This window comes from Streptomyces sp. NPDC002795, from assembly GCF_042888725.1.
In the GTDB taxonomy this organism is placed as follows: Bacteria; Actinomycetota; Actinomycetes; order Streptomycetales; family Streptomycetaceae; genus Streptomyces.
Window position 1 is genome coordinate 336680 of the sequence record NZ_JBIAQB010000006.1, and the last position, 25416, is coordinate 362095.

Annotated in this window: 19 protein-coding genes and 3 tRNA genes; 12 read left to right on the top strand and 10 right to left on the bottom strand. The window is 71.0% G+C overall.

Annotation, left to right across the window (positions count from 1 at the left end):
- Position 1: 1 nt before the first annotated feature.
- Entirely contained in the window at positions 2-1261 is a 1260-nt protein-coding gene (locus tag ACFYWS_RS20240; protein ID WP_389278168.1) for an NAD(P)/FAD-dependent oxidoreductase, read from the bottom strand.
- Positions 1262-1381: 120 nt separating this feature from the next.
- Between ACFYWS_RS20240 and ACFYWS_RS20245 the strand changes: the two genes are divergently transcribed.
- Positions 1382-2164, top strand: coding sequence for a sulfite exporter TauE/SafE family protein (locus tag ACFYWS_RS20245; protein ID WP_389278171.1), 783 nt, complete (start codon positions 1382-1384; stop codon positions 2162-2164).
- A gap of 207 nt (positions 2165-2371) precedes the next feature.
- Here the strand turns inward: ACFYWS_RS20245 and ACFYWS_RS20250 are convergent, their stop codons facing one another.
- From ACFYWS_RS20250 to ACFYWS_RS20265, 4 genes are all read right to left on the bottom strand, one after another.
- The gene (locus ACFYWS_RS20250) at positions 2372-3010 is read right to left on the bottom strand and encodes a class F sortase (protein WP_389278174.1); all 639 of its coding nucleotides are present in this window, start codon (positions 3008-3010) and stop codon (positions 2372-2374) included.
- Between the two features lie 63 nt (positions 3011-3073).
- Positions 3074-3625: a hypothetical protein gene (locus ACFYWS_RS20255; protein WP_389278177.1), complete on the bottom strand. Its 552-nt coding sequence runs from the start codon at positions 3623-3625 to the stop codon at positions 3074-3076.
- Between the two features lie 228 nt (positions 3626-3853).
- Positions 3854-5446 carry a M4 family metallopeptidase gene (locus ACFYWS_RS20260; RefSeq protein WP_389278180.1) on the bottom strand — a complete coding sequence of 531 codons (1593 nt, stop codon included), beginning with the start codon at positions 5444-5446 and terminating at the stop codon, positions 3854-3856.
- A 167-nt stretch (positions 5447-5613) separates the two neighbouring features.
- Positions 5614-7725, bottom strand: coding sequence for a molybdopterin oxidoreductase family protein (locus ACFYWS_RS20265; RefSeq protein ID WP_389278183.1), 2112 nt, complete (start codon positions 7723-7725; stop codon positions 5614-5616).
- A gap of 455 nt (positions 7726-8180) precedes the next feature.
- Here ACFYWS_RS20265 and ACFYWS_RS20270 point away from each other — a divergent pair, with 455 nt between their 5' ends.
- From ACFYWS_RS20270 to ACFYWS_RS20290, 5 genes are all read left to right on the top strand, one after another.
- Positions 8181-9041, top strand: a complete 861-nt coding sequence (locus ACFYWS_RS20270; RefSeq protein ID WP_389278850.1) for a sirohydrochlorin chelatase — start codon at positions 8181-8183, stop codon at positions 9039-9041.
- Between the two features lie 46 nt (positions 9042-9087).
- Positions 9088-10419, top strand: a complete 1332-nt coding sequence (locus ACFYWS_RS20275) for a deoxyguanosinetriphosphate triphosphohydrolase (protein ID WP_389278186.1) — start codon at positions 9088-9090, stop codon at positions 10417-10419.
- 78 nt (positions 10420-10497) lie between these two features.
- The gene (locus tag ACFYWS_RS20280; protein ID WP_389278189.1) at positions 10498-11763 is read left to right on the top strand and encodes an NAD(P)/FAD-dependent oxidoreductase; all 1266 of its coding nucleotides are present in this window, start codon (positions 10498-10500) and stop codon (positions 11761-11763) included.
- A 113-nt stretch (positions 11764-11876) separates the two neighbouring features.
- The gene (dnaG, locus tag ACFYWS_RS20285; protein ID WP_389278191.1) at positions 11877-13784 is read left to right on the top strand and encodes a DNA primase; all 1908 of its coding nucleotides are present in this window, start codon (positions 11877-11879) and stop codon (positions 13782-13784) included.
- 225 nt (positions 13785-14009) lie between these two features.
- The gene (locus tag ACFYWS_RS20290; RefSeq protein ID WP_389278194.1) at positions 14010-15296 is read left to right on the top strand and encodes an RNA polymerase sigma factor; all 1287 of its coding nucleotides are present in this window, start codon (positions 14010-14012) and stop codon (positions 15294-15296) included.
- 76 nt (positions 15297-15372) lie between these two features.
- Here the strand turns inward: ACFYWS_RS20290 and ACFYWS_RS20295 are convergent, their stop codons facing one another.
- The 4 genes from ACFYWS_RS20295 to ACFYWS_RS20310 form a co-directional block, all read right to left on the bottom strand.
- Positions 15373-17298: an ABC transporter ATP-binding protein gene (locus ACFYWS_RS20295; protein WP_389278197.1), complete on the bottom strand. Its 1926-nt coding sequence runs from the start codon at positions 17296-17298 to the stop codon at positions 15373-15375.
- Positions 17298-19037, bottom strand: coding sequence for an ABC transporter ATP-binding protein (locus ACFYWS_RS20300; RefSeq protein WP_389278201.1), 1740 nt, complete (start codon positions 19035-19037; stop codon positions 17298-17300). Before ACFYWS_RS20300 ends, ACFYWS_RS20295 begins: the two co-directional genes overlap by 1 nt.
- A 161-nt stretch (positions 19038-19198) precedes the next feature.
- A complete protein-coding gene (locus ACFYWS_RS20305; RefSeq protein WP_389278204.1) occupies positions 19199-20629 on the bottom strand; it encodes an FGGY-family carbohydrate kinase in 1431 nt (476 codons plus the stop codon).
- A gap of 39 nt (positions 20630-20668) precedes the next feature.
- The gene (locus ACFYWS_RS20310; protein WP_389278207.1) at positions 20669-20980 is read right to left on the bottom strand and encodes a YtxH domain-containing protein; all 312 of its coding nucleotides are present in this window, start codon (positions 20978-20980) and stop codon (positions 20669-20671) included.
- 179 nt (positions 20981-21159) lie between these two features.
- On the opposite strand from ACFYWS_RS20310, the gene ACFYWS_RS20315 reads away from it, so the two are divergent.
- From ACFYWS_RS20315 to ACFYWS_RS20325, 3 genes are all read left to right on the top strand, one after another.
- Positions 21160-21232, top strand: a tRNA-Asn gene (locus tag ACFYWS_RS20315).
- 5 nt (positions 21233-21237) lie between these two features.
- A tRNA-Asn gene (locus ACFYWS_RS20320) sits at positions 21238-21310 on the top strand.
- A gap of 176 nt (positions 21311-21486) precedes the next feature.
- A tRNA-Ile gene (locus ACFYWS_RS20325) sits at positions 21487-21560 on the top strand.
- Between the two features lie 136 nt (positions 21561-21696).
- Here ACFYWS_RS20325 and ACFYWS_RS20330 read toward each other — a convergent pair.
- Positions 21697-23487, bottom strand: a complete 1791-nt coding sequence (locus ACFYWS_RS20330; RefSeq protein WP_389278210.1) for a tyrosine-type recombinase/integrase — start codon at positions 23485-23487, stop codon at positions 21697-21699.
- Between the two features lie 215 nt (positions 23488-23702).
- Here ACFYWS_RS20330 and ACFYWS_RS20335 point away from each other — a divergent pair, with 215 nt between their 5' ends.
- The 3 genes from ACFYWS_RS20335 to ACFYWS_RS20345 all read left to right on the top strand — a co-directional run bounded on the left by ACFYWS_RS20335 (position 23703) and on the right by ACFYWS_RS20345 (position 25415).
- Positions 23703-23921, top strand: a complete 219-nt coding sequence (locus ACFYWS_RS20335; RefSeq protein WP_389278213.1) for a DNA-binding protein — start codon at positions 23703-23705, stop codon at positions 23919-23921.
- 234 nt (positions 23922-24155) lie between these two features.
- Positions 24156-24446 carry a hypothetical protein gene (locus ACFYWS_RS20340; protein ID WP_389278216.1) on the top strand — a complete coding sequence of 97 codons (291 nt, stop codon included), beginning with the start codon at positions 24156-24158 and terminating at the stop codon, positions 24444-24446.
- A 24-nt stretch (positions 24447-24470) separates the two neighbouring features.
- The gene (locus ACFYWS_RS20345; RefSeq protein WP_389278219.1) at positions 24471-25415 is read left to right on the top strand and encodes a recombinase family protein; all 945 of its coding nucleotides are present in this window, start codon (positions 24471-24473) and stop codon (positions 25413-25415) included.
- The last annotated feature ends 1 nt before the right edge of the window (position 25416 follow it).

Below are 25416 nucleotides of genomic sequence, written 5' to 3' on the forward strand. Positions count from 1 at the left end.
GTCAGAGGCCTCCGTCGTGAGTGAGCAGGTGCAGCAGAGGCGCGCCAACAGCGTCGTCGGCGGGCAGTGATTCGTCGGACTCCCAGGCGTGCGCCAGCGCGCCGACCGTGGCCAGCTCCCCGACCAGCACCCCGCCGACAAGACGGTCGCCGCGCACGACGACCTTCCGGTACGTGCCGCGGGTGGCGTCGGCGAGCTGTACGACGTCGTCGCCCGGCAGCGCCTCGGTCTCGCCGAACGCGGCGAGGTCCAGCGGCCCTGCCTCGTGCGGGAGGGTGAGACGGGTGAGCGTGCGGGTGCCGGTGTACCCGGGGTGCGAGGCGTCGGCGCCGGTCAGCAGGTCGGCGAGCGCGTCGGCCTGTTCCAGGGCCGGGGTCGCGAGGCCGTAGACGGTGTCGGCGTGCTGGGCGCAGTCGCCGACCGCGCGGATGCGGGGATCGCTGGTGCGCAGCGCGTCGTCGACGACGATCCCCTTGCGGACGTCGAGCCCCGCGGCCTGCGCGAGACCGATGCGCGGGCGAACGCCGCAGGCGAGGACGGTGACGTCGGTGCCGAGCACGTACCCGTCGTGCAGTTCGACGCGGCGTACGTGGCCGTCCGCAACGCCGACACCGCGCACCCGGCACTCGGTGTGGATCTCCACGCCGAGCGCCGTGAGGTGGCGGCGGACGAGCTCGGAGGAGCGCGGGTCGAGCTGGCGCTCCATCAGTCGCTCGGACTGCTGCGTGAGCACCACCTGCGCGCCGCGCCGGGCGAGCGCGCGGGCCGCCGAGACACCGAGGAGGCCGCCGCCGATGACGACGGCGCGGGTGCCTTCGGTGACGGCCTCGGTCAGCGCCAGGCAGTCGTCCATCGTGCGGAACGCGTGGACGCCGCCGGGCAGTTCGGTGGCGCCGGGCGCGAACAGGCCGCGCAGCGGGGGCAGTACAGGATTCGATCCTGTGGCGAGGACGAGGGTGTCGTATCCGACCTCGTCCCCGTTCTCGCACTGCACGAGCCGCCGCTCGCGGTCGATCCGGACGGCGCGGGTGCGCAGGTGCGGCCCGGTGGCGCGGGGCAGCTCGATGACCTCGGGCGCGTACGTCCCGGCCAGCACCTCGGCGAGCAGCACGCGGTTGTACGGGGCGTGCGGTTCCTCGCCGATCAGCGTGGCGCGCTCGCCCAGGCGGTGGGCGACGCGGGTGCCGGCGAGGCCGGTGCCGATCACGACGACGCGGCCGGGGCCGGTCGTGGCGTCGTCGTGCTCGTACGGTGCGGTCATGCTTCGCAGCGTGCGGGGCGGGTGTTACCCGGTGGCGTCCCGATGGTTTCCCGGGGGGAACGGTGCGCTCAGCGGGCCCTCCGGGTGGGTGTGAGGCCGCGCGTCCGTAGAGTCCTGATCATGCCTGACATATCCATGACCACCATCGTCGTCCTGTGCGTCGCCGCGCTCGCCGCGGGCTGGGTCGACGCGGTGGTGGGCGGCGGCGGACTGCTCCTGCTCCCGGCCCTTCTCCTCGGTCTGCCGAACTCCGCCGCGGCGGGCCACGCCCTCGGCACCAACAAGGCCGTCGCCATCGTCGGCACCACGGGCGCCGCCGTCACCTACGCCCGCAAGGCCCCCGTCGACGTACGCCTGGCGACACGCATCGGCGTCGCGGCACTCGCCGGGTCGACGGGCGGGGCGCTGCTCGCGACGGGGATGAGCACGGCGGTCCTCAAACCGGTCGTGATGGTGGTGCTGGTGGCGGTGGGCGCGTTCGTCATCTTCCGCCCGTCGTTCGGCACGGCGCCCGCCGCGGCCCCGGCCTCACCCCGCCGGATCCTCGCGGCCATCGGCTTCGCGGGCCTCGGCATCGGCTTCTACGACGGCCTGATCGGCCCGGGCACCGGCACCTTCCTGGTCCTGGCCCTGACCGCGATCCTCCACCTCGACCTGGTCACCGCCTCCGCCACCGCGAAGATCGTCAACTGCTGCACCAACGCGGGTGCGTTGGCGATGTTCGCCTGGAAGGGCCAGGTGTACTGGCAGCTCGCGGCGCTGATGGCGGTGTTCAACCTGGCGGGCGGCATGGTGGGCGCACACACCGCGCTGAAGCGCGGCGCGGGCTTCGTGCGGGTGGTGCTGCTGACGGTGGTGTGCGCGCTGGTGGTGAAGATGGCGTACGAGCAGTGGGTGGCGTGACGCGATTTCCTACGGAAGGGCCTAGGGCCCTTCTGACGGATCAGGCTGGATCCGGGTGGCCGCCATGTGCGGTGCCGACAAGCGGGGTCTGGTGGGTGCAGCTGCAAGGCGGAGGAGGGCGTCAACGCGGAGCGTTGGCAACCGACGACAACGCCGCAGATGCGCGTGCCAGGGCCCGCGACTCCAGCAAGATCCGTCAGAAGGGCCCTAGCGGCTTCCTGTGAGGTGCGCGAAGACGACGACGTTCCCCTGGTAGCCCGTCTTGCGTGAGTACGGTCCGCCGCAGGTGATCACCCGGAGTTCGGGGCGGCGGGCCGCGCCGTACACCTTCGCGTCGGGGAAGTGCTTCGCGTCGTACACCTCGACCGCGTCCACCGTGAACACCGCGGCCGAACCGTCCCGCCGCTCCACCTCGATCGTGCGGCCGCGCTTCAGCGAGCCCAGGGCGTAGAAGACGGAGGGGCCGCGCGCGTTGTCGACGTGGCCCGCGACCACCGCCGTACCCGTCTCACCGGGCTTGGTGCCCGCCTCGTACCAGCCCGCGAGGTTCTTGCTGTCGGCCGGAGGCACGTCGAGGCTGCCGGAGCGGGTCAGGTCCAGGCCCATCAGCGGGGCGTCGACCTCGATCGACGGGATGCGGACGCGGTCCGGCGGGGACGGGGCCAGGGGAGCGGCGGCGGGCGGTTCGCGGCCGGTGTCGACGTGGGCCTGCGCGGCGGACGGCTGGGGCGGCGGCTGCCGCTCCGCCCCGCCGGCCAGGAGCCAGGCGCCTGCGGCGAGGGCGAGGGCGGTGGCCGCTCCTATGGCGGTGTTGACACGGTTCGTGGCGCGCGGACGCGTGCGCATGGGTGGTGGGTTCCTCGCAGTTCTTCACGGGCCGGGGAGGGAAGGGATGGGACTGACCCGGACTCAGAAACGGTCGCCGCGCGCCCTGCGGTGCAGCAGCCACGTACCGCCCGCGGCGGCCAGCGCCAGCGCCGCCACGCCCGCGGCGGTCCGCGTGGGTTCGGGGCCGAGCGCGCCGCCGACGCCCGTGTTCACGTGGCCCTTGGGAAGCTGGGCCACGGAGGCGCCGGAGCCGGTCACGGAGACGATGAGGTCACCCGTCACCTCGGGACCGCTCGCGCAGCGCGCGACGACCTCGTACGTTCCCGGCTGCGCGGACACCGGGACCCGGAAGTGCCCGGTGGCGTTCGAGGCGGTCGGGGCGCCCGTGTCCGGCGCGAGTGTGAACGTGCCCGCGCCGACCGAGCTGGCGTCACCGGTCGCCGTGTCGCTCGCGCCGCACGCGGTGGTGTCCACCGTGACCCGGTCGCCCGGGGACGCCGTCGCCGGGTAGACCTCCAGGCCGCCCTGGGCGGCGGTCGCGGGGGCGCCGACGGCGAGCACTGCCGTCGTGACCGCGGTGGTGAGGAACGCCGCCGCGGTCAGCGGTCGGCCCATGCCCCTGCGCACGCGCATCGTCCAGCTCCTTCGCGGGCGTCGGACGCGCCCTGCCAAGGACGACGTAAGTGCCAGTCGGGGCGGCCCGCCTCCTGATATGACGTCAGGAGACCTGTCACGGCCGTGCTTCTGACGGCCCGACGGGTACGTTCCAGCAGGTCACCGGCGTGTCTGCCGGAAAGTACCCGTAGCGGGCGGGGAGGCGTGCGACCGGGTGACAGGGGATGGCGCGCGAGTGATGCCCGGTCAGTTCACCGACACCGCGGACCAGGTGGCCGCCACCGCCGCGTACTCCTTGCCGTCCGCCCCGTACAGGTCCTTCGCCGCCTTCAGTGTCGCCGTGCGCGCGCCCTTGTAGTCCGTCGAGGACGTCATGTAGACGGTCAGCGCGCGGTACCAGATCTTGCCGAGCTTCTCCTTGCCGATGCCGGGGAGCTTGGAGTTGTCGCACGTGGGGCCGGTGCTCCGGACGCCGCCGATCGTCTTCGTGCCGCTGCCCTCCGCGAGCAGATACGCGAAGTGGTTCGCGACGCCCGAGGAGTAGTGCACGTCGAGGCTGCGGACATCGGCGTTCCAGCAGTCCGCCGACTTCCCGTCCCGGCTCGGCCTGTCCATGTAGCGCAGGGCCGATGTCTTCGCCCCGGGCTTGACGATCTTCTCGCCGATGAGCCAGTCGCCGGGGTCGGAGGCGTTGTCCGCGTGGAACTCCACCAGCGTGCCGAAGATGTCGGAGGTGGCCTCGTTCAGGCCGCCGGACTCGCCGGAGTAGGTGAGGGCCGCGGTGGAGGAGGTGACGCCGTGGGACATCTCGTGGCCGGTGACGTCGAGGGAGACCAGCGGGCCGAGCGTCTTGCCGTCGCCGTCCCCGTACGTCATGCAGAAGCAGTTGTCGTCCCAGAAGGCGTTGTTGTAGTCCTTGCCGTAGTGGACGCGGTTGTACGAGCCCTTGCCGTCGTCGGCTATGCCGATCCGGCCGTGCGTTTCCTTGTAGTAGTCCCACGTCTGGTCCGTGCCGTACTGGGCGTCGACGGCGGCCGTGCTCCGGTCGGTGGTCTGTCCGGTGCCCCAGTGGTTGTCGGCGTCCGTGTAGACCTTGGCGGGGGCGCGTTCCAGACAGATGCCGAGGACGCAGGTGTCGGTCTTGTCGCCGGCGTCGCCGGTGTAGGTGTTGCCGCGGGTCGAGTCGCTCAGCTGGTAGCCGCCGGAGGAGGCGCGGCTGGTGGTGAGGGGGACGGTGCCGGAGTAGAGGGACCGGCCGTCGCCCGTGGCCGCGCCGGAGGCGGCGGTTTCGAGGCTGTCCCAGGCGTCGATCCCGGCGCCGGTGGTCGCGTCGGTGAGGACCGTACGGGCCATGGGGTTGCCGAGCGAGTCCTTCGCGGCGGCCGTCGTCCGCCAGGCCAGCCGGGGACTGCCGTGCAGCGCGTCCACGACGAGCCGCGGCCTGGCCACGAGGCCGCGGAGCACCGTGCCGGGGTTGGCCTCCCGCAGGAGCGTCGTGGCGAGGTCCGCGGCCTTGGGGGCGGAGAGGCGGGGAGTGGTGGTGGGGACGGAGACGCTGCCGGAGACGGCTCGGTCGGTGCCCTTGTACGTGCCGTCCGCGGCCTGGTGGACGACGAAGTCTCCGCCAAGGACCGGGAGTTGGCCGTACGTGCGGTCGTAGCGGGTGTGCCGGGTCCCGTCGGGGTCGGTGATCACGTCCCGTACGGAGGTGGCCTCGGCGGAGGGGGCGGCGGTCGCCGTGGGGGCGAGGGCGAGGGTGGCGGCGAGGAGGGTGGCCAGGGTGGTGATGCCGGTGCTGATGCCGATGGTGAGGCGCGGTGTGGTCCGTATGTGTCTCATCAGGCGACTCCGGGGGGACGGTGAGATGAGCGGCGGCTTCCTGACGCTGATTCAGTTTTAGGGGTCCATGACAAATGGAGTCCAGGGGTCCGCGGTGTCGGACCTGTGAAGGGAGAGCGGCCGCCGTCCCCACCTACGCCTCGGGGCTCCGCCCCGGACCCCGCGCCTCAAACGCCGGCGGGGCTTGAACCGCCCACCCGTTCCACCCGCGCCGCGCACACCTTGAATTCCGGCATTCGTGACGTGGGATCGAGCGCCGGGTTGGTCAGCGTGTTGGCCCGTCCCGCCCCCGGCCAGTGGAACGGCATGAAGAGTGTGTCCGGGCGGATCGTCGAGGTGACGCGGGCCGGGGCCTCGGCCCGGCCTCGGCGCGACGTCACCGCGACCGCGTCGCCCTGCGCGATCCCAAGCCGCCCCGCCAGCCGCGGATGCAGCTCCACGAACACCCCGGGAGCCGCCTTGTTGAGCTCCGGCACGCGCCGCGTCTGGGCCCCCGACTGGTACTGGGCCACGACCCGCCCCGTCGTCAGATACAGCGGATACTCCGCATCCGGCTCCTCCGCCGAGGGCCGATGCGCCACAGGCACGAACCGCGCCCGCCCGTCCTCCGTGGCGAACCGTTCGAGAAAGAGCCGCGGCGTACCGGGCGTGTCCATACCGGACGCGTCCGCGGGGCACGGCCAGAAGACACCCTCCGCCTTCCCCTCGGCCAACCTGTCGTAACTGATCCCGGAGTAGTCCGCGGGCCCGCCCGCGGACGCCCGCCGCAACTCGTCGAACACCTCCCGCGCGTCCGTCGGAAACCCCTTCTCCAGGTCGGGCGCGAGCCGGGCCGCGAGCTCCCGCAGCACGTACAGATCCGTACGCACCCCCGAAGGGGGTGTCAGTGCGCGCCGCCGCAGCAGCACCCGCCCCTCCAGGTTCGTCACCGTGCCGGTCTCCTCGGCCCACTGCGCCACCGGCAGGACCACGTCGGCCAGTTCCGCGGTCTCGGAGAGGACGACATCGGCGACGGCCAGGAAGTCCAGCGAGCGGATCCGGGACTCGACATGCGCCGCCCGCGGAGCGGAGACCACCGGGTTCGAACCCATGAGCAACAGCGCCCGGATGTCACCGCCCAGCGCGTCCAGCAGCTCGTACGCCGACCGCCCCGGACCGGGCAGCGCCTCCGGTTCCACGCCCCAGACCTCCGCCACATGCGCCCGCGCCGCCGGATCCGTGAGCTTGCGGTAGCCGGGCAACTGGTCCGCCTTCTGGCCGTGTTCGCGACCGCCCTGACCGTTGCCCTGGCCGGTCAGACACCCGTAACCGGAGAACGGGCGACCCGGCCGCCCCGTCGCGAGCGCCAGGTTGATCCACGCGCCCACCGTGTCCGTGCCCTTGGACTGCTGCTCGGGCCCGCGTGCGGTGAGGATCATCGCCCGCTCGGCCGCCGTGAACAGGCCGACCGCCTCGCGCAGTTGGGGCACCGGCACACCCGTGACCCGCTCCACGTGCTCCGGCCAGTGCGCCATCACCGCCGACCGGGCCTCCTCCCAGCCCCGCGTACGGCCCTGTACGTACTCCTCGTCGACCCGGCCGTCCGCCACCACCAGGTGCAGCATCCCGAGCGCGAGCGCCAGGTCCGTGCCGGGGCGGGGTGCCAGGTGCAGGTCCGCCTGGTCCGCGGTGCGGGTGCGGCGGGGGTCTATCACGATCAACGTGCCGCCGTTGGCCTTGAGTTCGGAGAGGTAGCGCAGCGCGGGCGGCATGGTCTCGGCGAGGTTCGAGCCGACCAGGATCAGGCACCCGGTGCGCGGAATGTCCTCCAGGGGGAATGGCAGCCCGCGGTCAAGGCCGAAGGCCTTCTGCCCGGCGGCCGCCGCCGACGACATGCAGAACCGGCCGTTGTAGTCGATCTGCGACGTGCCGAGCACGACGCGGGCGAACTTGCCCAGCGCGTACGCCTTCTCGTTCGTCAGTCCGCCACCGCCGAACACACCGCACGCGTCCGCTCCGTGCCCGGCACGCGCGCGTGCGAGACCGTCCGCGACCCTGTCGAGGGCCTCCTCCCAGGTGGCGGGCGTGAGCCGGCCGGTGGCGGGGCTGCGGACCAGCGGTTCCGTGAGCCGAACCTGGGAGGAGAGCACGGCCGCGGCGCTCTGCCCCTTGCCGCACAGCGCGCCCTGGTTGACCGGGAACTCCGCGCGGCCCTCGACCGCGGGCCCCGGTAGCACGTTCATGCCGCACTGCAGGGCGCAGTACGGGCAGTGGGTGGGCGTCGCCGTGGTGTTGAGCATGCCCTTGAGGGTGCATCGGGTGTGTTGCCGGTCGGCTCGTGCCCGGTTACGTACCCGGTACGGGCACCTCCCGGCCGCCCTATGGACGGCGTGAGGTCTCACCGAGCGCCCGGCGCACCGAGCGTCTCCCGCGGCCTCGCACAGTGCCACCGCGCGCCGCCGTGCGGTACAGCTCGGCCGCCGCGTCGAGCCGGTGCGCCTCGCCGGGGCCGGGCCTGCCGAACCGGCGTTACGCCCTCGGGGCTCCGCCCCGGACCCCGCGACTCAATCGCCGGCGGGGCTTGATTCTGCCCACCCGCCGGAGCGCATCAGTGACGAGGGGCCCGCCACGGTGACCGCTCACCGCACCCCCGTCCGCCAGGTGAACGACCGGCAACCACCCGTCACCGCCCCGCAACAGCCCGGCAACCCCGGACCGGCACGATCTGTCCATGACGGACGAGTCGTACGGCCCCATGGACCACGGCACGACCTACCTGGATCACACAGTCGGCACGGCGGGACTCCTCAGCATGATCAGCGACCAGCTCGGCAGCAGACTCAGCCACGTGTCCCCACTGCGCGGGCACCGGCAGCCGCCCGCCCTGGTGCTCGTGGCGCACGGCAGCCGCGACCCACGGGCCCTGACCACCGTCACCGAACTCGTCGAGCGGATACGTGAGCGGCGCCCCGGACTCACCGTCCGTCTCGGCCACATCGAGCTCAACGAGCCGCTGCTGGACGACACCCTCGCCGACCTGCCCGCGGGCCGCGCCGTCCTCGTGCCGCTGCTCCTCTCCCGCGGCCACCACGTCACGCACGACCTGCCGCGCGCCGCCGACGCCGCCGAACACCTGCGCACCCGCGTCGCGGACCCCCTCGGCCCGCACCCGCTGCTCGTCGAGGCCCTGCACGACCGGCTCGTCGAGGCCGGCCGGCCCGAGCGGCCCACCGACAGGGACCGCCGCCGCGGCGGAGTCGTCCTCGCCGCCGCCGGATCCCGCGATCCGCACGCCGCCGACGACGTCTGCCGCACGGCCGCGCTCCTCGCCCGCCGCCTCGGCGTCCCCGTCGTCCCCGGATACGCCTCCGGCACCGGCCCCGACGTCGCCACGGCCGCCCGGACCCTCGCCGCACGCGGCCGCGACCGGATCGCCGTCGCCTCGTACTTCACCGCCCCCGGCCGCTTCGCCACGGAGGCCGCCGCGGCCGCGCCCGGCATCGCCGCCGCCCCGCTCGGCACCCACCCGGCCCTGGCCCGCCTCGTCCTGCACCGCTACGACCGGGCCCCGGCCACGGCCGCGCACGCCACGGTGGCCAGGACCGCGTCCGTCTGAGCCGTCGTAGGCCCCGGTTGTCAGTACGTGCCCTTACTGTCAGGACATGGAAGGCAGCGACACATACGACGAGGCGGCGGTCGAGCGCTGGGCCCCCGAGCCCGACAAGCGCCCGGGGCGCACGGCGTTCCAGCGCGACCGGGCCAGAGTGCTGCACTCGTCGGCACTGCGCCGCCTCGCGGGCAAGACCCAGGTCGTCACACCCGGCACCCTCGGCCATCACTGGGACGCGAGCCCGCGCACGCGGCTCACGCACTCCCTCGAATGCGCCCAAGTGGGGCGGGAGTTGGGCGCCGCGCTCGGCTGCGACCCCGACCTCGTCGAGACGGCCTGCCTGTCGCACGACATGGGCCACCCGCCCTTCGGGCACAACGGCGAGCAGGCGCTCAACGAGGTGGCGCAGGACTGCGGCGGCTTCGAGGGGAACGCCCAATCGCTGCGCCTGCTCACCCGCATCGAGCCCAAGCGCTTCGCGCGCAGCGAGAGTTCCGGCGAGCTGACCAGCGTGGGACTCAACCTGACGCGGGCCGCGCTGGACGCCGCGACGAAGTACCCGTGGCCGCGCGGCGAGCACCCCAGTGACCCCGAGTCCCTGAAATTCGGGGTCTACGAGGACGACCGGCCGGTCTTCGACTGGATCAGAAAGACGGCACCCGGCCGCCGCACCTGCTTCGAGGCGCAGGTCATGGACTGGTCGGACGACGTGGCGTACTCCGTGCACGACCTCGAAGACGGCCTGCACGCGGGGCACTTGGACCCGAACATGCTGCACGCCGAGCCCGAGCGCGCCGACATCTTCGCGGTCGCCGTCGGACGCTACGTACCCGAGGGCACGGATCCCGCCGAGCTCTCCGCCGCCCTCGACCGCCTCCTCGACCAGGAGTGGTGGCCGCACGGCTACGACGGCACGGCGGTCGCCCAGGCCCGGCTCAAGGACGCGACCAGCCAGTTGATCGGCCGCTTCTGCCTCGCCGCCGAGGGCGCGACACGCGCGAGACACGGCACGGGCCGTTTGACACGCTACGCCGCGGAGCTGGTGGTGCCGCGCGCCGCCCGGTACGAGTGCGCGGTGCTCAAGGCGGTCGCCGACCGGTACGTGATGCAGCGCCCCCAGCAGGAGCGGCTCCGGGCCGACCAGCGCATCGTGGTCGCCGAGTTGGCGCAGGCGCTGACCTCCCGCGCGCCCGACGGCCTGGACCCGCAGTTCCGCGCCCTGTTCGACGCCGCGCCCGACGACCGCGCGAAGAAGCGGGTGATCGTCGACCAGATCGCCTCGCTGACCGACCCCTCGGCCCGTTCCCTGCACGCGCGGCTTACCGTCGGCGGGCATCATCGGGAAGGGGACGCGACCACTGGGCGTGACGAAAAGATGCCCTGATCGGGCCACGCCCCCTTCCCGCATTACGCTGCGTGCGGGACGCTCGCATATGACGGCATGGCAATGAGGAGGCATCAAGTGGTCGACGCGGACCAGACGTTCGTCATCGTCGGGGGAGGGCTCGCCGGAGCCAAGACCGCCGAGACACTTCGCTCGGAGGGCTTCACCGGCCGGGTGATCCTCATCGGTGACGAACGAGACCACCCGTACGAACGACCGCCCTTGTCGAAGGGCTACCTCCAGGGCAAGGAGGAGCGCGACAGCGTCTTCGTCCACGAACCGGCTTGGTACGCGAGCAACGACATCGAGCTGCACCTCGGCCAGACGGTCACCACGATCGACCGCGCGGAGAAGACGGTGCAGCTCGGCGAGGGCACCGTCCTGCGCTACGACAAGCTGCTGCTCGCCACCGGCGCGGAGCCGCGCCGACTCGACGTTCCCGGCACGCACCTCGCGGGCGTCCACCACCTGCGCCGCCTGGCGCACGCCGAGCGCCTGAAGAACGTGCTGGCCTCGCTCGGCAGGGACAACGGGCACCTGGTGATCGCCGGCGCGGGCTGGATCGGCCTGGAGGTCGCGGCGGCCGCCCGTGAGTACGGCGCCGAGGTCACCATCGTCGAACCCGAGGCCACACCGCTGCACTCCGTGCTCGGCCCCGAACTCGGCCAGATCTTCGCCGAGCTGCACGGCGACCACGGCGTCCGCTTCCACTTCGGCGCCCGGCTCACCGAGATCACAGGACAGGACGGCATGGTCCTCGCCGCCCTCACCGACGACGGCGAGGAGCACCCGGCGCACGACGTGCTGGCCGCGATCGGCGCCGCCCCGCGCACCGCGCTCGCCGAGGCCGCGGGCCTCGACCTCGCCGACCGGGCGCACGGCGGCGGCATCGCCGTGGACGCGACGCTGCGCACCTCCGACCCCGACATCTACGCGGCGGGCGACGTGGCGGCGGTCCAGCACCCGCTCTTCGACGACCGGCTGCGCGTCGAGCACTGGGCGAACGCGCTGAACGGCGGACCGGCCGCCGCCCGCGCCATGCTCGGCAAGGACGTCAGTTACGACCGCGTGCCGTACTTCTTCTCCGACCAGTACGACCTGGGCCTGGAGTACTCGGGCTGGGCGCCCCCGGGGTCGTACGACCAGGTGGTGCTGCGCGGGGACGCGGGCAAGCGCGAGTTCATCGCGTTCTGGCTGAAGGACGGACAGGTCCTCGCGGGGATGAACGTGAATGTGTGGGACGTCACGGAGCAGATCCAGCGGCTGATCAGGTCCGGCGCCAGGCCCGGGGTCGAGCGGTTGTCCGACCCGTCGGTCCCGCTCGGTGATCTTCTGGAGCAATGACAGAAGTGTCAGTGGCGACCCGTGCTGTGTCTTCTGGGGGGCAACCCCCAGACCCCCGGCCGGAAGAACCCGCGGGGCGCGGGAGTGTCAGATGTGCACCGTAGACTTGCCGCGTGGCAGGCAGGATCAATGACGAGGACGTGAAGGCGGTTCGGGACGCGGTCCCGATCGACGCCGTGGTGTCCGAGTACCTGCAACTGCGCAACGCGGGCGGCGGAAACCTCAAGGGCCTCTGCCCGTTCCACGACGAGAAGTCACCGTCCTTCCAGGTCAGCCCCAGTAAGGGCCTGTTCCACTGCTTCGGCTGCCAGGAGGGCGGCGACACCATCACCTTCGTGATGAAGGTCGACCACCTCTCCTTCTCCGAGGTGGTGGAGCGCCTCGCCGGTCAGGCGGGCATCACGCTGCGCTACGAGGAGGGCGGGTACAACCCCACCCACCAGCGCGGCGAGCGCATCCGCCTGGTCGAGGCGCACAAGGTCGCCGCGCAGTTCTACGTCGACCAGCTGGAGTCACCGGAAGCCGAGATCGGCCGCAAGTTCCTCGCGGAGCGCGGCTTCGACCAGGCCGCGGCCCAGCACTTCGGCGTCGGCTACAGCCCGGCGGGCTGGGACCACCTCACGCGCTTCCTGCGCGGCAAGGGCTTCAGCGACAAGGAGATCCTGCTCTCCGGCCTCTCCCAGGAAGGCCGCCGCGGCCCCATCGACCGGTTCCGCGGCCGCCTGATGTGGCCGATCCGCGACATCGGCGGCGAGGTCGTCGGCTTCGGCGCCCGCCGCCTGCGCGAGGACGACAACGGACCGAAGTACCTGAACACGCCGGAGACGCCGATCTACCGGAAGTCCCAGGTCCTGTACGGCATCGACCTCGCGAAGAAGGACATCGCCAAGTCCTCCCGCGCCGTCGTCGTCGAGGGGTACACGGACGTGATGGCCTGCCACCTGGCGGGCGTCACCACCGCCATCGCCACGTGCGGCACGGCCTTCGGCGGCGACCACATCAAGATCCTCCGCCGACTCCTCATGGACAACGGCTCGGCCCGCGTGATCTTCACCTTCGACGGCGACGCGGCGGGCCAGAAGGCCGCCCTGCGCGCCTTCGAGGACGACCAGAAGTTCGCCGCGGAGACGTACATCGCGATCGCCCCGGACAATATGGACCCGTGCGACCTGCGCCTCGCCAAGGGCGACGAGGCGGTCGCCGACCTGGTCGAACCCCGCACACCGCTCTTCGAGTTCGCGCTCCGCCAGATCGTGAGCCGCTACGACCTGGAGACCCCGGCGGGCCGCGCCTCCGCGCTCGACGAGGCGGCGCCGGTCGTCGCCCGCATCAAGAACAGCGCCTCGCAGCACGAGGTCGCGGTCCAGCTCGCCGGCATGCTCGGCATCCTGGACACCCAGTTCGTGGTCAAGCGGGTCGGGCAGCTCGCCCGCTGGGCCCGCGAGCGCGGTGGCCGTGGGCCCGCGCCCGCGTCCGGGCGCGGCGGCCCGCAGGCCGCCCCCGCCACCGCTTCCGCCCGCCCCTTCGGCGGACCGGCGCTCACCTTGCGCAACCCCGTGTTCACGACCGAACGCGAACTGCTCAAACTCGCCCTTCAGCACCCGCAGTTGGTCTCCCCGGCCTTCGACGCGTACGGCGTCGACGAGTTCACGGCCGACCCGTACGCAGCGGTCCGCCAGGCCGTCATGGACGCGGGCGGCGCCGAGCAGGGCGTCCACGACCCGCAGCAGTACCTGGTCGCGGTGCGCGAGGCGGCGCCCGACGACGCGGTGCGGGCGATGGTGACCGAGCTGGCCGTCGAGGCCATCCGCCGCAAGACCGTCGACGAGGCGTACGCGGGAGAGCAGCTGGTGACCGTGCGCAAGCGCGCGGTCGACCGCCGCATCCGCGACGTACAAGGCACGCTCACCCGCCTCGGCGCGGGCGACGACCCGCACCGACTGGCAGCGGTGCAGGGCGAGTTGTGGGTGCTTCAGCAGTACGGCCAGGCGCTCCGTGAATGGGGAGCGGAAGCGCTGTAGCTCCCTGTGCGGCTGCGCCCACCCGCTCCCACGCCTCGGGGCTCCGCCCCGGCCCCCGCGCCTCAATCGCCGGCGGGGCTGGAAAGGTCGCGCCGTTTGCCCCCGTTCGGACCGGGGGAAGGCGGGTAACCGTCCAACACGGTAACCGCGCGGTCACGCACCGGACTCAAAAAGTCAACGCACGCCCCTCGTGGCGGCACTGTGTCGTACTCCACACTGGGTGCGGTGCCTGAGTCCTCGGAGCGCGGCCGGAGCCCGGACAACGGGTCCGACACCCCCGCGGTTCCGCTCATCGCGTACGGGACGGACAGCGGCGAGGCCGTCGTTCCCGCCCACCTGCCGCACGCCTCAGATGCGATCACTTTGGAGGTCGCCCCCGTGCAGACCCAGACCCTCACCCAGAGCGACAGCACAGCGCAGGCCCTCGCCGACCCCGAAGCCGCGCCCAAAGGTGCCGTGCCGCAGGGCGACGTACTGGCCTCGGTGCCCGCGCAGAGCCGCGTCGCGCACCATCCCGAGGCCGAGCCGGAGGAACCGGCCGGCCCGCAGGAGTCCGTGGACCCGCCCGAACCGGTGCGCCGCGCCCGTACCGAGAGCGCCAGCCCGTCCTCCGACCTGTTCCGCCAGTATCTGCGCGAGATCGGCCGGATCCCGCTGCTCACCGCGGCCGAGGAAGTGGATCTCGCGCGGCGCGTCGAGGCAGGCCTGTTCGCCGAGGAGAAGCTCGCCCACGCCCCCGACCTCGACTCCCAACTCGCCCTCGACCTCGACAAGTTGGTGGTCATGGGCCGAATGGCCAAGCGTCGCCTCATCGAGGCGAACCTGCGCCTGGTCGTCTCCGTCGCCAAGCGTTACGTGGGCCGCGGGCTGACCATGCTCGACCTGGTCCAGGAGGGCAATCTCGGCCTGATCCGGGCGGTCGAGAAGTTCGACTACGCCCGCGGCTACAAGTTCTCGACGTACGCGACCTGGTGGATCCGCCAGGCCATGAGCCGCGCCCTCGCCGACCAGGCGCGCACCATCCGGGTCCCGGTCCACGTCGTCGAGCTGATCAACCGGGTCGTCCGCGTGCAGCGCCGCATGCTGCAGGAGCGCGGCTACGAGCCGACCCCCGAGGAGGTCGCCGCCCACCTCGACCTGCCGCACGAGCGGGTCAGCGAAGTGCTGCGCCTCGCCCAGGAGCCGGTGTCCCTGCACGCCCCCGTCGGCGAGGAGGACGATGTGGCGCTCGGCGACCTCATCGAGGACGGCGACGCGACGAGTCCCGTGGAATCGGCGGCCTTCCTCCTCCTGCGCGAGCACCTGGAGGCGGTGCTCTCCACGCTCGGCGAGCGCGAGCGCAAGGTCGTCCAGCTCCGCTACGGGCTCGCTGACGGCCGCCCCCGCACGCTGGAGGAGATCGGCCGCATCTTCGGCGTCACGCGCGAGCGCATCCGCCAGATCGAGTCGAAAACCCTCAACAAGCTCCGCGACCACGCGTTCGCGGATCAGCTGCGGGGTTACCTGGACTAGATCAAGCCCCGCCGGCGATTGAGGCGCGGGGCCCGGGGCAGAGCCCCGCGACCCCAACCCCGACGGGGCAACAGAATCAGTCGACCTCGGCGACCGCCTGCGCGAACTGCGCCTCGTACAACCGCTGATACGCCCCACCCGCGGCGACCAGCGCGTCGTGAGACCCCTGCTCCACGATCGCCCCGTCCTCCATCACGAGAATCGTGTCCGCATCACGGATCGTCGACAGCCGATGCGCGATCACGAACGACGTACGGCCGGAGGCCAACCGCGCCATCGCCTTCTGGATCAGCACCTCGGTCCGGGTGTCGACGGAGGAGGTCGCCTCGTCGAGCACGAGGATCACCGGGTCGGACAGGAACGCCCGCGCGATGGTGATCAGCTGCTTCTCACCGGCGCTGACGCCGGTGCCCTCGTCGTCGAGCACGGTGTCGTAGCCGTCGGGCAGCGTCCGGATGAACCGGTCGGCGTGCGCGGCCCTCGCCGCCTCCTCGATCTCCTCGCGGGTGACCTCCTTCGGAGCCCCGTACGCGATGTTCTCCGCGATGGTCCCGCCGAACAGCCAGGTGTCCTGGAGCACCATGCCGATCCCGGCGCGCAGTTCGTCCCGCGACATCTTCGCGATGTCGACGCCGTCGAGCGTGATGCGCCCGCCCGTGACCTCGTAGAACCGCAGGAGCAGATTGACGAGGGTGGTCTTGCCCGCGCCCGTGGGGCCGACGATCGCCACCGTGTGACCGGGGTCCGCCGTCAGCGACAGGTCCTCGATGAGCGGCTTGTCCTTCTCGTAGCGGAAGGCCACGTGCTCGAACTCGACGTGCCCACGCAGGTGATCGGGCTTCTCGCCGGGGACCGGCTCCGCCGACTGCTCGTCCGCGTCGAGCAGTTCGAAGACCCGCTCGGCCGTGGCGACACCCGACTGCACCAGGTTCGCCATCGACGCGACCTGCGTCAGCGGCATCGAGAACTGGCGCGAGTACTGGATGAAGGCCTGGACGTCGCCGATCGACAGGGAGCCGGAGGCCACCCGCAGACCGCCGACCACAGCCACGAGTACGTAGTTCAGGTTCGAGATGAAGAACATCAGCGGCTGCATGATGCCGCTGTTGAACTGCGCCTTGAACGACGCGTCGTACAGGGCGTCGTTCTGCTCGGCGAACAGGTCCGCCGACTCCTTCTGCCGCCCGAACACCTTCACCAGGTTGTGGCCGGTGTACATCTCCTCGATGTGCGCGTTCAGCGCGCCGGTCGCCCGCCACTGCTGCACGAACTGCGGCTGCGACCGCTTGCCGACCTTCGCCGCGACGAACACCGACAGCGGCACCGTCACCAGCGCGACCAGCGCGAGCAGCCAGGAGATCCAGAACATCATCGCGAGCACACCGATGACGGTCAGCAGCGAGTTGAGCATCTGCCCCATCGTCTGCTGAAGCGTCTGCCCGAGGTTGTCCATGTCGTTGGTCGCCCGGCTCAGCACCTCGCCGCGCTTCTGCTTGTCGTAGTACGACAGCGGCAGCCGCGACAGCTTGTCCTGGAGCTCGGCGCGGAGCTGCCCCACGGCCAGGTTGATCGTCCGGTTGGCGAGCCGGGTGCCGACCAGCATCGTCAGTCCGGCGACCGCGAACACGGCGAGCCCGAGCAGCAGCACCTCGCCGATCGCGCCGAAGTCGACGCCCTGGCCCGGAGTGAAGTCGACGCTGCCGAGCATGTCGGCCGTGCCGCCGTCACCCTTGGCGCGCAGGCCCTCGATGACCTGCTCCTTGGTCTGCCCGGCCGGCATCTGCCCGCCGATGACCCCGCCGAACAGCAGGTCGGTGGCGCGACCGAGGATCTTCGGCCCGACCACCGAGAGCCCGACGCTGATCACGACGGAGACGAGCACCCCGGCCACCGCGGCGCGGTGCGCGGTGAGCCGCTTCAGGAGCCGCTTGCCGGACCCCTTGAAGTCCATCGAACGCGAACCGGGCGCACCGGCCGCGACCCGCCCCATGGGCCCACTCATCAGGCGGCCTCCGCTTCCGTCAGCTGGGAGAGAACGATCTCCCGGTATGTCTCGTTGTCGGCCATCAGCTCGTGATGGCGTCCGGTGCCGACGACACGGCCCTCGTCGAGCACGATGATCGTGTCGGCGTCGCGGATCGTCGCGACCCGCTGGGCCACGATCACCACCGTCGCCTCGGCCGTCTCCTCGCCGAGCGCCCGGCGCAGCGCGGCGTCGGTCGCGTAGTCGAGCGCGGAGAACGAGTCGTCGAAGAGGTAGATCTCCGGCCGCTGCACGAGCGTGCGCGCGATGGCGAGGCGCTGGCGCTGACCACCGGATACGTTGGTGCCGCCCTGCGTGATGGGCGCGTCGAGCCCGTTTTCCAGCTCGCCGACGAAGCCCTTGGCCTGGGCCACTTCCAGCGCGTGCCACAGCTCCTCGTCGGTGGCGTCCGGATTGCCGTAGCGAAGGTTCGTGGCGATGGTGCCGGAGAACAGGTACGGCTTCTGCGGCACGAGCCCGACCGTCTTCGCCATCAGCGCCGGATCGATCTCGCGGACGTCCTCGCCGTCCACGTGGACCGTGCCGCCCGTGGTGTCGTACAGCCGCGGTACGAGGCCCAGCAGCGTCGACTTGCCGCTGCCGGTCGAACCGATGATCGCCGTGGTCTCGCCGGGGCGGGCCACGATGTCGATGCCGCGCAGGACGGGCTCCTCGGCGCCCGGGTAGCCGAAGTCGGCGCCCCTCAGCTCCAGATGGCCGTGGCGGCGCAGTTCACGCACCGACGCCTCGGGCCGCGGCGGGACGACACTCGAATCGGTGCCGAGCACTTCCTGGATGCGCTCGGCGCACACCTCGGCGCGCGGCATCATCATGAACATGAACGTGGCCATCATCACGCTCATCACGATCTGCATCAGATACGCGAGGAACGCGGTCAGGTCCCCGATCTGCATGCCGCCGCTGTCGATGCGGTGGGCGCCGAACCAGACGACCGCGATCGACGCGACGTTCACGATCGTCATCACGAACGGGAACATCAGCGCCATGATCCGGCCGGTGGCGACCGACACATCGGTCAGGTCCTGGTTCGCGGCTCCGAACCGGCCCTTCTCGAAGTCGTCGCGGACGAAGGCGCGGATGACGCGGTTGCCGGTGATCTGCTCGCGCAGCACCCGGTTCACCGTGTCCAGCTTGTCCTGCATGGACCGGAACAGCGGCCGCATCTTACGGATGATCAGCGACAGCACGATCGCCATCACGGGCAGCACGGCGAGCAGCACGCCCGACAGCGGCACGTCCAGGCCGAGGGCCATGACGACGCCGCCGACACACATGATCGGCGCCGAGGCCACCAGCGTGAACGTCATCAGGGCCAGCATCTGGACCTGCTGCACGTCGTTCGTGGTCCGGGTGATCAGCGAGGGGGCGCCGAACTGGCCGACCTCGCGGGCCGAGAAGGACTGCACGCGGTCGAAGATCCCCGCCCGCAGGTCCCGGCCGACCGCGGCGGCGGTCCGCGCGCCGAAGTAGACGGCGCCGGTGTTGCAGACGACCTGGACGACGGTGACGCCCAGCATCAGGGCGCCGAACTCCAGGATGTAGCCGGTGTCGCCGTTCACGACACCGTTGTCAATGATGTCGGCGTTCAGGGTGGGCAGATACAGCGAGGCGCAGGTCTGCAGGAACTGAAGCAGCAACAGCAGCCCGATGGGTTTCTTGTACGGGCCGAGATGGGTCCGCAGAAGTCTTATGAGCACGCTCGGTCTCTCGGTGGTCGGCGGTAGTGGGAGGAGCGGTGTTCGGGGAGGGGGATCGATCCGCGCCGTCGTCGGAACGGCGACGCATGGACCCCTATCGTCGAACACTCCACCCGCGTTACCTCAACCGAATTAACCAAGAGCGCCCAAAAATTGGGGGCTCAGGAGAACGCGCCGGGGTGGATCTGGTCCCGAACGGCCCGGTACTGCTGCCGAATCGCCTGGCCCACCGGCAGCTCGTCGCCCGCCTCGAAGACCTGCGCGGCCGCGCCCTGCCACTGCGGCAGCTGCCCGTTCAGCGCCCAAGCGGCCTGTCGCGCCGCGCCGATCGCCGCGTAGTCCGCGGCCTGCGGCACCACGACCTGCGCCCCGAACAGGGCCGGCGCCACGCTCTGTACCGCATGCAGCTCGGAGGCGGCGCCCAGCAGGAACACCCGCCGGATCTCCACGCCCCGGCCACGCAGCACGTCCATGGCGTCGGCGAGCCCGCACAGCATGCCCTCGAAGGCCGCCCGCGCCAGGTGCTCGGGCTTCATGGACTCTCTTCGCAACCCGCTCAGCGTCCCCGCGGTGTGCGGCAGATTCGGCGTCTTCTCACCCTCCAAGTAGGGCAGGAGTACGAGTCCGTGGGCGCCCGGCGTCGACTTCATGGCCAGCTCGGACAGCTCCTCCAGGCCTCCGCCGAGCCCCAGCATGTCGACCGTGCCCCGCAGCGCCCGTACGGCGTTCGACGTATGGACCACGGGCAGGTGCATCCCGGTCGCGTCGGCGAGCGCGGTGATGGAACCGCTGGAGTCCACGAGCGCCTCATGGTGCACGGCCATCACGGAACCCGAGGCCCCGAGCGAGACCACGGCGTCCCCCGCCTGCACGCCGAGCCCGAACGCGGCGGCCATCGTCTCCCCGGTCCCGGCCGAGATGACCAGGCCCTCCGGGGTCCGCCCGGCCGCCTCGCCGGGGCCGATCACCTCCGGCAGCGCCACCTGGTGCCCGAGCGCCAGCTCCACCAGATCGGGCCGCCACGCGGAACTCGCCGTCGACCAGTACCCGGTGCTGGAGGCCCCGCCGCGGTCGGTGGTCCGGCGCGCGGGCCGGCCGAGGAGCTGCCACACCAGCCAGTCGTGCGCCTGCATCAGGGCGGCCACCTGCTCCGCGTTCTCCGGCTCGCTGCGCGCGAGCCAGCGCAGCTTGGTCACCGGCAGCGCCGCCTGCGGCACGCTCCCCACGGCCTCGGCCCACGCCTCGCGCGAGCCGAGCCGGTCGACGAGATCCGCGGCCGCGACCTGCGCCCGCTTGTCCCCGCCGACCAGGGCAGGACGCACGGTGTTGCCCTGCGCGTCCAGCGGCACCACGGTGTTCTGCTGCGCGGAGACCCCGATGGCCTGCACGCCTTCCAGCAGCCCCCCGCCGGCGGCCTCGCCGAGTGAGAGCAGCCACGCCTGGGGATCCACGTCGGACGGCCGGCCGCCGCCTTCCGGTGCCTCCAGCGGGTGCGGGGCATACCCCTGCCGCAGCACGGCCCCGGTATCGGCGTCACAAACGACTATGCGCGTAAATTCGGGCGAACTGTCCAGCCCGGCGACTATCCCCATGACTGAAATACTGCCGTACCGCCGGACGCTTCTGTGCCGTCAGGTGTTGCTGGTGCCCCAGTCGTCGGTCACCGCGTCGTCGGCGGGGCCGCCGCGCTCGCGCAGGTTGCGCACCCGGTCGGCGACCGAGTCCGGCACCTTGCTCTCGACCTTCTCGCTCACCGAGTGGAAGGCCTTGCCCGCGACAGTCCGCGTCTGCTGCGCCGCCGACTCCGCCGTGTTGCGCACGGCCGGGTTCTGGGCGATCTCGCGCGCGGACTTCTTCAGCTTCTCGTAGCGCTCCCGACCGGCCCTGGTGCCCAGTACGTATCCCAGGGCGAGACCGGCGATGAATGTGAGCCGATAGCGCATGCTCGGCCACCTTTCCGTAGCGAGGCTTCGTGGTCGGTGAGGTCGTCGTGGAGCTTGTTGATCACTTGGGGGGTACCGATTGGCGGAGCACCCCCCTCCTTGCGCTAATGTATGTGTCGCAGCGAGCGCGCGCCGCCTGGCAAGTACCCAGGTGGGTTCGTTCGAAGCAACGAGGTCATTCCCCTGTAGCTCAATTGGCAGAGCAGTCGGCTGTTAACCGGCAGGTTACTGGTTCGAGTCCAGTCGGGGGAGCTCGATCTCCCGTAGCTCAATTGGCAGAGCAGCCGACTGTTAATCGGCAGGTTACTGGTTCGAGTCCAGTCGGGAGAGCTGTGAACAAGTCCCTCCGGAGTCCGCTCCGGAGGGCTTTTTCTTGCCTGGTGGAACCGTCCGCGCATGCGGGGAGTCCTCATGGTCGTGCAGAGCCGGACCATCCGAGGCAGGAGATCGTATGAGCGGCTATGCTGCGGCAGACGGCGCGCACAAATGTGCGCGACGCGCCGTTAGGGGCGGTAGCTCAGCCGGTTAGAGCAGCGGACTCATAATCCGTCGGCCGTGGGTTCGAGTCCCACCCGCCCCACCTAGAGCCCCAGCGCAGAAACGATCTGAGCTGGGATTTCCTGTCCCCGCCCTGACGGGCCGACAAAACTGGCCGGGGCTGAACCGGGCATAACGTCCACTCGGATGGCTCCGTTGCCCGAGCGTTGCCCGAGGCGTCAGGGCGTTGCCCGGACCCCTGGCTTGAGGTCCTTCGCCTTCGTCACACGCGGTGACTTCTGGGGGTTGGCGGCGCGAGGGACGACTGCCACCACGGCCTCCGCCTCGGCTGCCAGCAACTGCGGCAGCACATGCGTATAGGTGTCCGAGGTGATCTGCAGCGAGGAGTGGCCCAACCGCTTCGAGACGACCTTCATCTCCACGCCGCCGGCGAGAGCGAGCGTGGCTGACCCGTGCCGCAGGTCGTGCAGACGGATAGGCGGCAGGTCGGCGGCCTCGATCAGCTGCAGGAACCGGCGCGTGATCCATTCCGGCGTCACCGGCTGACCGACCTCGTCGACGAAGACGTGGCCGGAATCCGCCCAGGGCACCCCCAGTTCGGCCAGGTCGTTCTTGGCGGACTCCTGGCGTATCTTCTCGGCCGTCAGGAGCCTGTGCAGTTCCTCGTCCATCGACATGGTGCGCGTGGAGTCGGCCTTGGGCTTGCCCAGGATGACCGTCTTTCCGACGCGCAGGAACTGCTGCACGATGTGGATCTCCCGCGTCTGCAGGTTCACGCCGGTGTCCCATCGCAGTCCGGCGGCTTCGCCGCGGCGCGGTCCCCGGAAGACCAGCAGGTGCCACAGCGGGTAGTGCGGGTCGTCGATGACCGAGTCGAGGAAGCGCCCCGTCAGCTCCGGCGTCCACACCATGACCGGGACGGGCCGTACGCCGGTCTCGCGCCATTTCGCCATCAGGGCCGGTGTCCATACTTCGGCTTTGGGGCGTTCCTGGTCGGGCAGTTCGATCATTGAGGCCCAGTTGCGGGTCACTCCCTCGCCGCGCTTGACGGCCGTGTTCAGTGCGGAGGAGAGGGTGTCGCGGATGCGTCGCATTGTGGCGGGGCCGGTCTTGCGTAGCCGCAGTCCGCGAGCTTCGACGAGGGCGGCCCACGCCTCACTCACGGCCTGGCGTGCTTCGGCGCGGGCGATGCGCTGGGCGTCCCTTTCTTCTCGGCTGCCGGTGAGGGCTTCCGAGGTGCCGAAGCGGTCGACGTGCTCCTGCCAGGCCGCCTTCGCTGCGTCTGCCTTCTCCGCCAGGGCATGGACCTGACCGGTGTTCGCGCCGGCTTTGCGGCCCTGGGTCAGTTCGTCGGTTGCCGTGCGCCAGGCCTTGCGCAGGGTGCGCCGCTCCTCGTCGAGGACGGCGCGGTCCGCACGGCTGCGCCGCTGGGCAGGGGAGGCGTCCAGGAGGGTGCGTCGGTGTGCCTTGGCGGCCTCGTGCGCGGCGCGCAGGCCGGCGACCAATTCCTGGTTTTCGGCGACTTCCTCGTTGCGGGCGATGATCGCGTCAAACATCTGCTCGATGTGCCGCGGGCGCAGGGTCGGCAGCTGGTAGGCGCCGAGGTACGGCTTGAGGTAGTCCTCTATGTGCTCGGAGTAGGCGTGCGCCGTGCTGGGGGCGAGCTTGCGCTTACGCTCCAGCCACTCGTCCAGGTAGTCCGCGACGGTCACACGGGTTTCCACGATGACGCCCTGCTGGGCCCGGTCGTAGACCTTGCGGGCCTCGGTCGCGGCGTCGCCCTTGGTGGCGAAGCCGGAGCGGCGCACCCGCTGCCGCTCGCCCTGGCCGTCTTCCTCCAGCTCCAGGTTGAAGGACCACTTCCCGTGGCGAGGGCTCTTGAGGTCGGGGCACTGCGCGTACAGGCGGCGCTGCTTGGGGCTGCCCTCGTTGTCCAGGACCGGCTGTCCCTTGTCGTCGAGAACTGGAGCCACGCAGCCGCACTGCTTCTTGTAGGTCGGCTCGAACACATTCCCCCCTGGGTGTGTGTACCGGCATTTTGTGATTGATCAGGTGATCCCCTGATATGAGGGGATGTTGGCTAGCTACATCTTCGTGCCGTAGGACGGCTGTGGCTAGGGGTTTCGGCGGTCCGCTGGAGTTCACGTCTGTTCACCGCGGGGGCCGTGTGGCGTAGCATCGCCGGGAGTTGATCGCGCGCGGGGGAGAAGCGTGAGAGCAACCAATGCCCGCCAAGCAGTACGAGATGAGCCGTGACGACCTGTTGGCGCTTCCGCCTCTGCTGAGCGTCGAGGCCGCAGGCCGCGCTCTGGGGCTGGGAAAGACCAAGGCGTACGCCCTCATCCGCAGCGGAGACTTTCCCACCCCGGTGTTGAAGCTGGGGGAGACCACCAAGGTCCCCACGGAACCGCTGCTGCGCCTTTTGGGGCTGGCCCGGGCGTAGCGGCCTGGGGCGGCGGCAGTTCCTGAATTCAGGAAGTGGCCGGGCGGCCGAAGGGCCCCGCCCGGCCGCCGCATCGCGTACCAAGCCAGCGACGTGACGTGCGCTCCCGGCCGGGGTTCTGCTGCTATGCCGGACCGTTTCACCGTGCTTCCCTGACGGCCCTTCCCCCTCCTCAACAACCCCTTTCTGAGCTGCTTGTTAGAAGGCCTTCCGTGTAAGGTGACGCACGTTGGCGTGGGGGAGAAACGCGACAACGAGATGGTTATGAAGAACATGACGGTGACCGAGCAGCGTGGGATGAGCCTGGAGGAAGTCTTGGCGCTTCCTGCGACGGTCAACGTGGTGACCGCGGCCCGTGCTCTGGGCATCGGCCACAACAAGGCATACGAGCTCATCAAGGCCGGACAGTTCCCTGTACGTACGCTGTCGATGGGTAGCACGGTGCGCGTCCCTACAGCAGCTCTGTGGGAGGCGCTGGGGGTTGGCTCGCTGCGAGGGCACCTGTCACCAGCGGCCACTGAGTGAAGTGGGATCGGTGGAATGCCGCGCTTGTTCGGCTTCGATAATCAGGCCCTGACCCGGGTGCGTGCTGACGAGCGTCAGGCCGTGCGCGGGGCTGTCAGCCGTATGCGGGAGGGAAGCAGTCAGGCTGCTGCGGCTGCCTGGATGGCCTCGGAAGGCTTCACGGGCACCATGGGCGGCGCATGGAACTCCATGACGCTGGGCCGCCTCCTGGACAATCCGGCCATCGCCGGTCTAGAGCGTGACCCGGATACGGGGGAACTGGTCGAGACCGGCCGCGAGGCCCTGATCACCCCGGAAGAGTTCCGGTGGCTGCAGCAGCGCCCCGGCAGGGGCGGCAGCGTCCGTACCGGTGAGGTGCGCGAAGACGACTACGACTACCTGTTCACCGGTGGCATGGCCGAGTGCGGCCGTTGTTCGGTCGCTATGACAGGTGGCCGCACCACCGCCGGGTCCCCCTCCTACCGGTGCCAGACCAGTTCCGGCGGCTGCGGAAAGATCCGCATTTCCGCCGGGCCGTTGGAAGATCATGTGGGGGAGAGCGTGCTGGGCGAGCTGGCCCGCCCCGGTGCGCAGGCCGCGCTGGAAAAGGCCCGCGACGAGGCAGAGGCAAACGTCACTGTGCTGCGCGCCGAGATCGCCAAGACGGAGGGCGCTCGCGTCGAGCTGGCCGAGCCGTACGCGAAGGGCGAGCTGTCGCGTGCCGCGTACGTCGCCGCCGACAAGGCCACCAAGCGGCAGTTGAAGGATCTGCGCGCGCAGGTGCGGTGGGCCGAGCAGTTGGCCGCTGTCCCGCTCAGTGGCGTCGAGGACCTGGCGCGCTGGTGGGAGCATGCCCCGGCCCGCTCCAAGCAGAGGCTGACGGCCCTGCTCATCGACAAGATCGTTGTGCTTCCGGCGCGAGCCCGCGGGGTGCGCGACGCCAGTGAGCGGATCCAGCTCGACTGGCGTACGCCGTCCGACGCCTCGTGAC

Coding starts and splice junctions, on each gene's coding strand:
- ACFYWS_RS20240 (WP_389278168.1), bottom strand. CDS start 1,261: ATGACCGCACCGTACGAGCACGACGACGCCACGACCGGCCCCGGCCGC.
- ACFYWS_RS20245 (WP_389278171.1), top strand. CDS start 1,382: ATGCCTGACATATCCATGACCACCATCGTCGTCCTGTGCGTCGCCGCG.
- ACFYWS_RS20250 (WP_389278174.1), bottom strand. CDS start 3,010: ATGCGCACGCGTCCGCGCGCCACGAACCGTGTCAACACCGCCATAGGA.
- ACFYWS_RS20255 (WP_389278177.1), bottom strand. CDS start 3,625: ATGCGCGTGCGCAGGGGCATGGGCCGACCGCTGACCGCGGCGGCGTTC.
- ACFYWS_RS20260 (WP_389278180.1), bottom strand. CDS start 5,446: ATGAGACACATACGGACCACACCGCGCCTCACCATCGGCATCAGCACC.
- ACFYWS_RS20265 (WP_389278183.1), bottom strand. CDS start 7,725: ATGCTCAACACCACGGCGACGCCCACCCACTGCCCGTACTGCGCCCTG.
- ACFYWS_RS20270 (WP_389278850.1), top strand. CDS start 8,181: ATGGACCACGGCACGACCTACCTGGATCACACAGTCGGCACGGCGGGA.
- ACFYWS_RS20275 (WP_389278186.1), top strand. CDS start 9,088: ATGGAAGGCAGCGACACATACGACGAGGCGGCGGTCGAGCGCTGGGCC.
- ACFYWS_RS20295 (WP_389278197.1), bottom strand. CDS start 17,298: ATGAGTGGGCCCATGGGGCGGGTCGCGGCCGGTGCGCCCGGTTCGCGT.
- ACFYWS_RS20305 (WP_389278204.1), bottom strand. CDS start 20,629: ATGGGGATAGTCGCCGGGCTGGACAGTTCGCCCGAATTTACGCGCATA.
- ACFYWS_RS20310 (WP_389278207.1), bottom strand. CDS start 20,980: ATGCGCTATCGGCTCACATTCATCGCCGGTCTCGCCCTGGGATACGTA.
- ACFYWS_RS20335 (WP_389278213.1), top strand. CDS start 23,703: ATGCCCGCCAAGCAGTACGAGATGAGCCGTGACGACCTGTTGGCGCTT.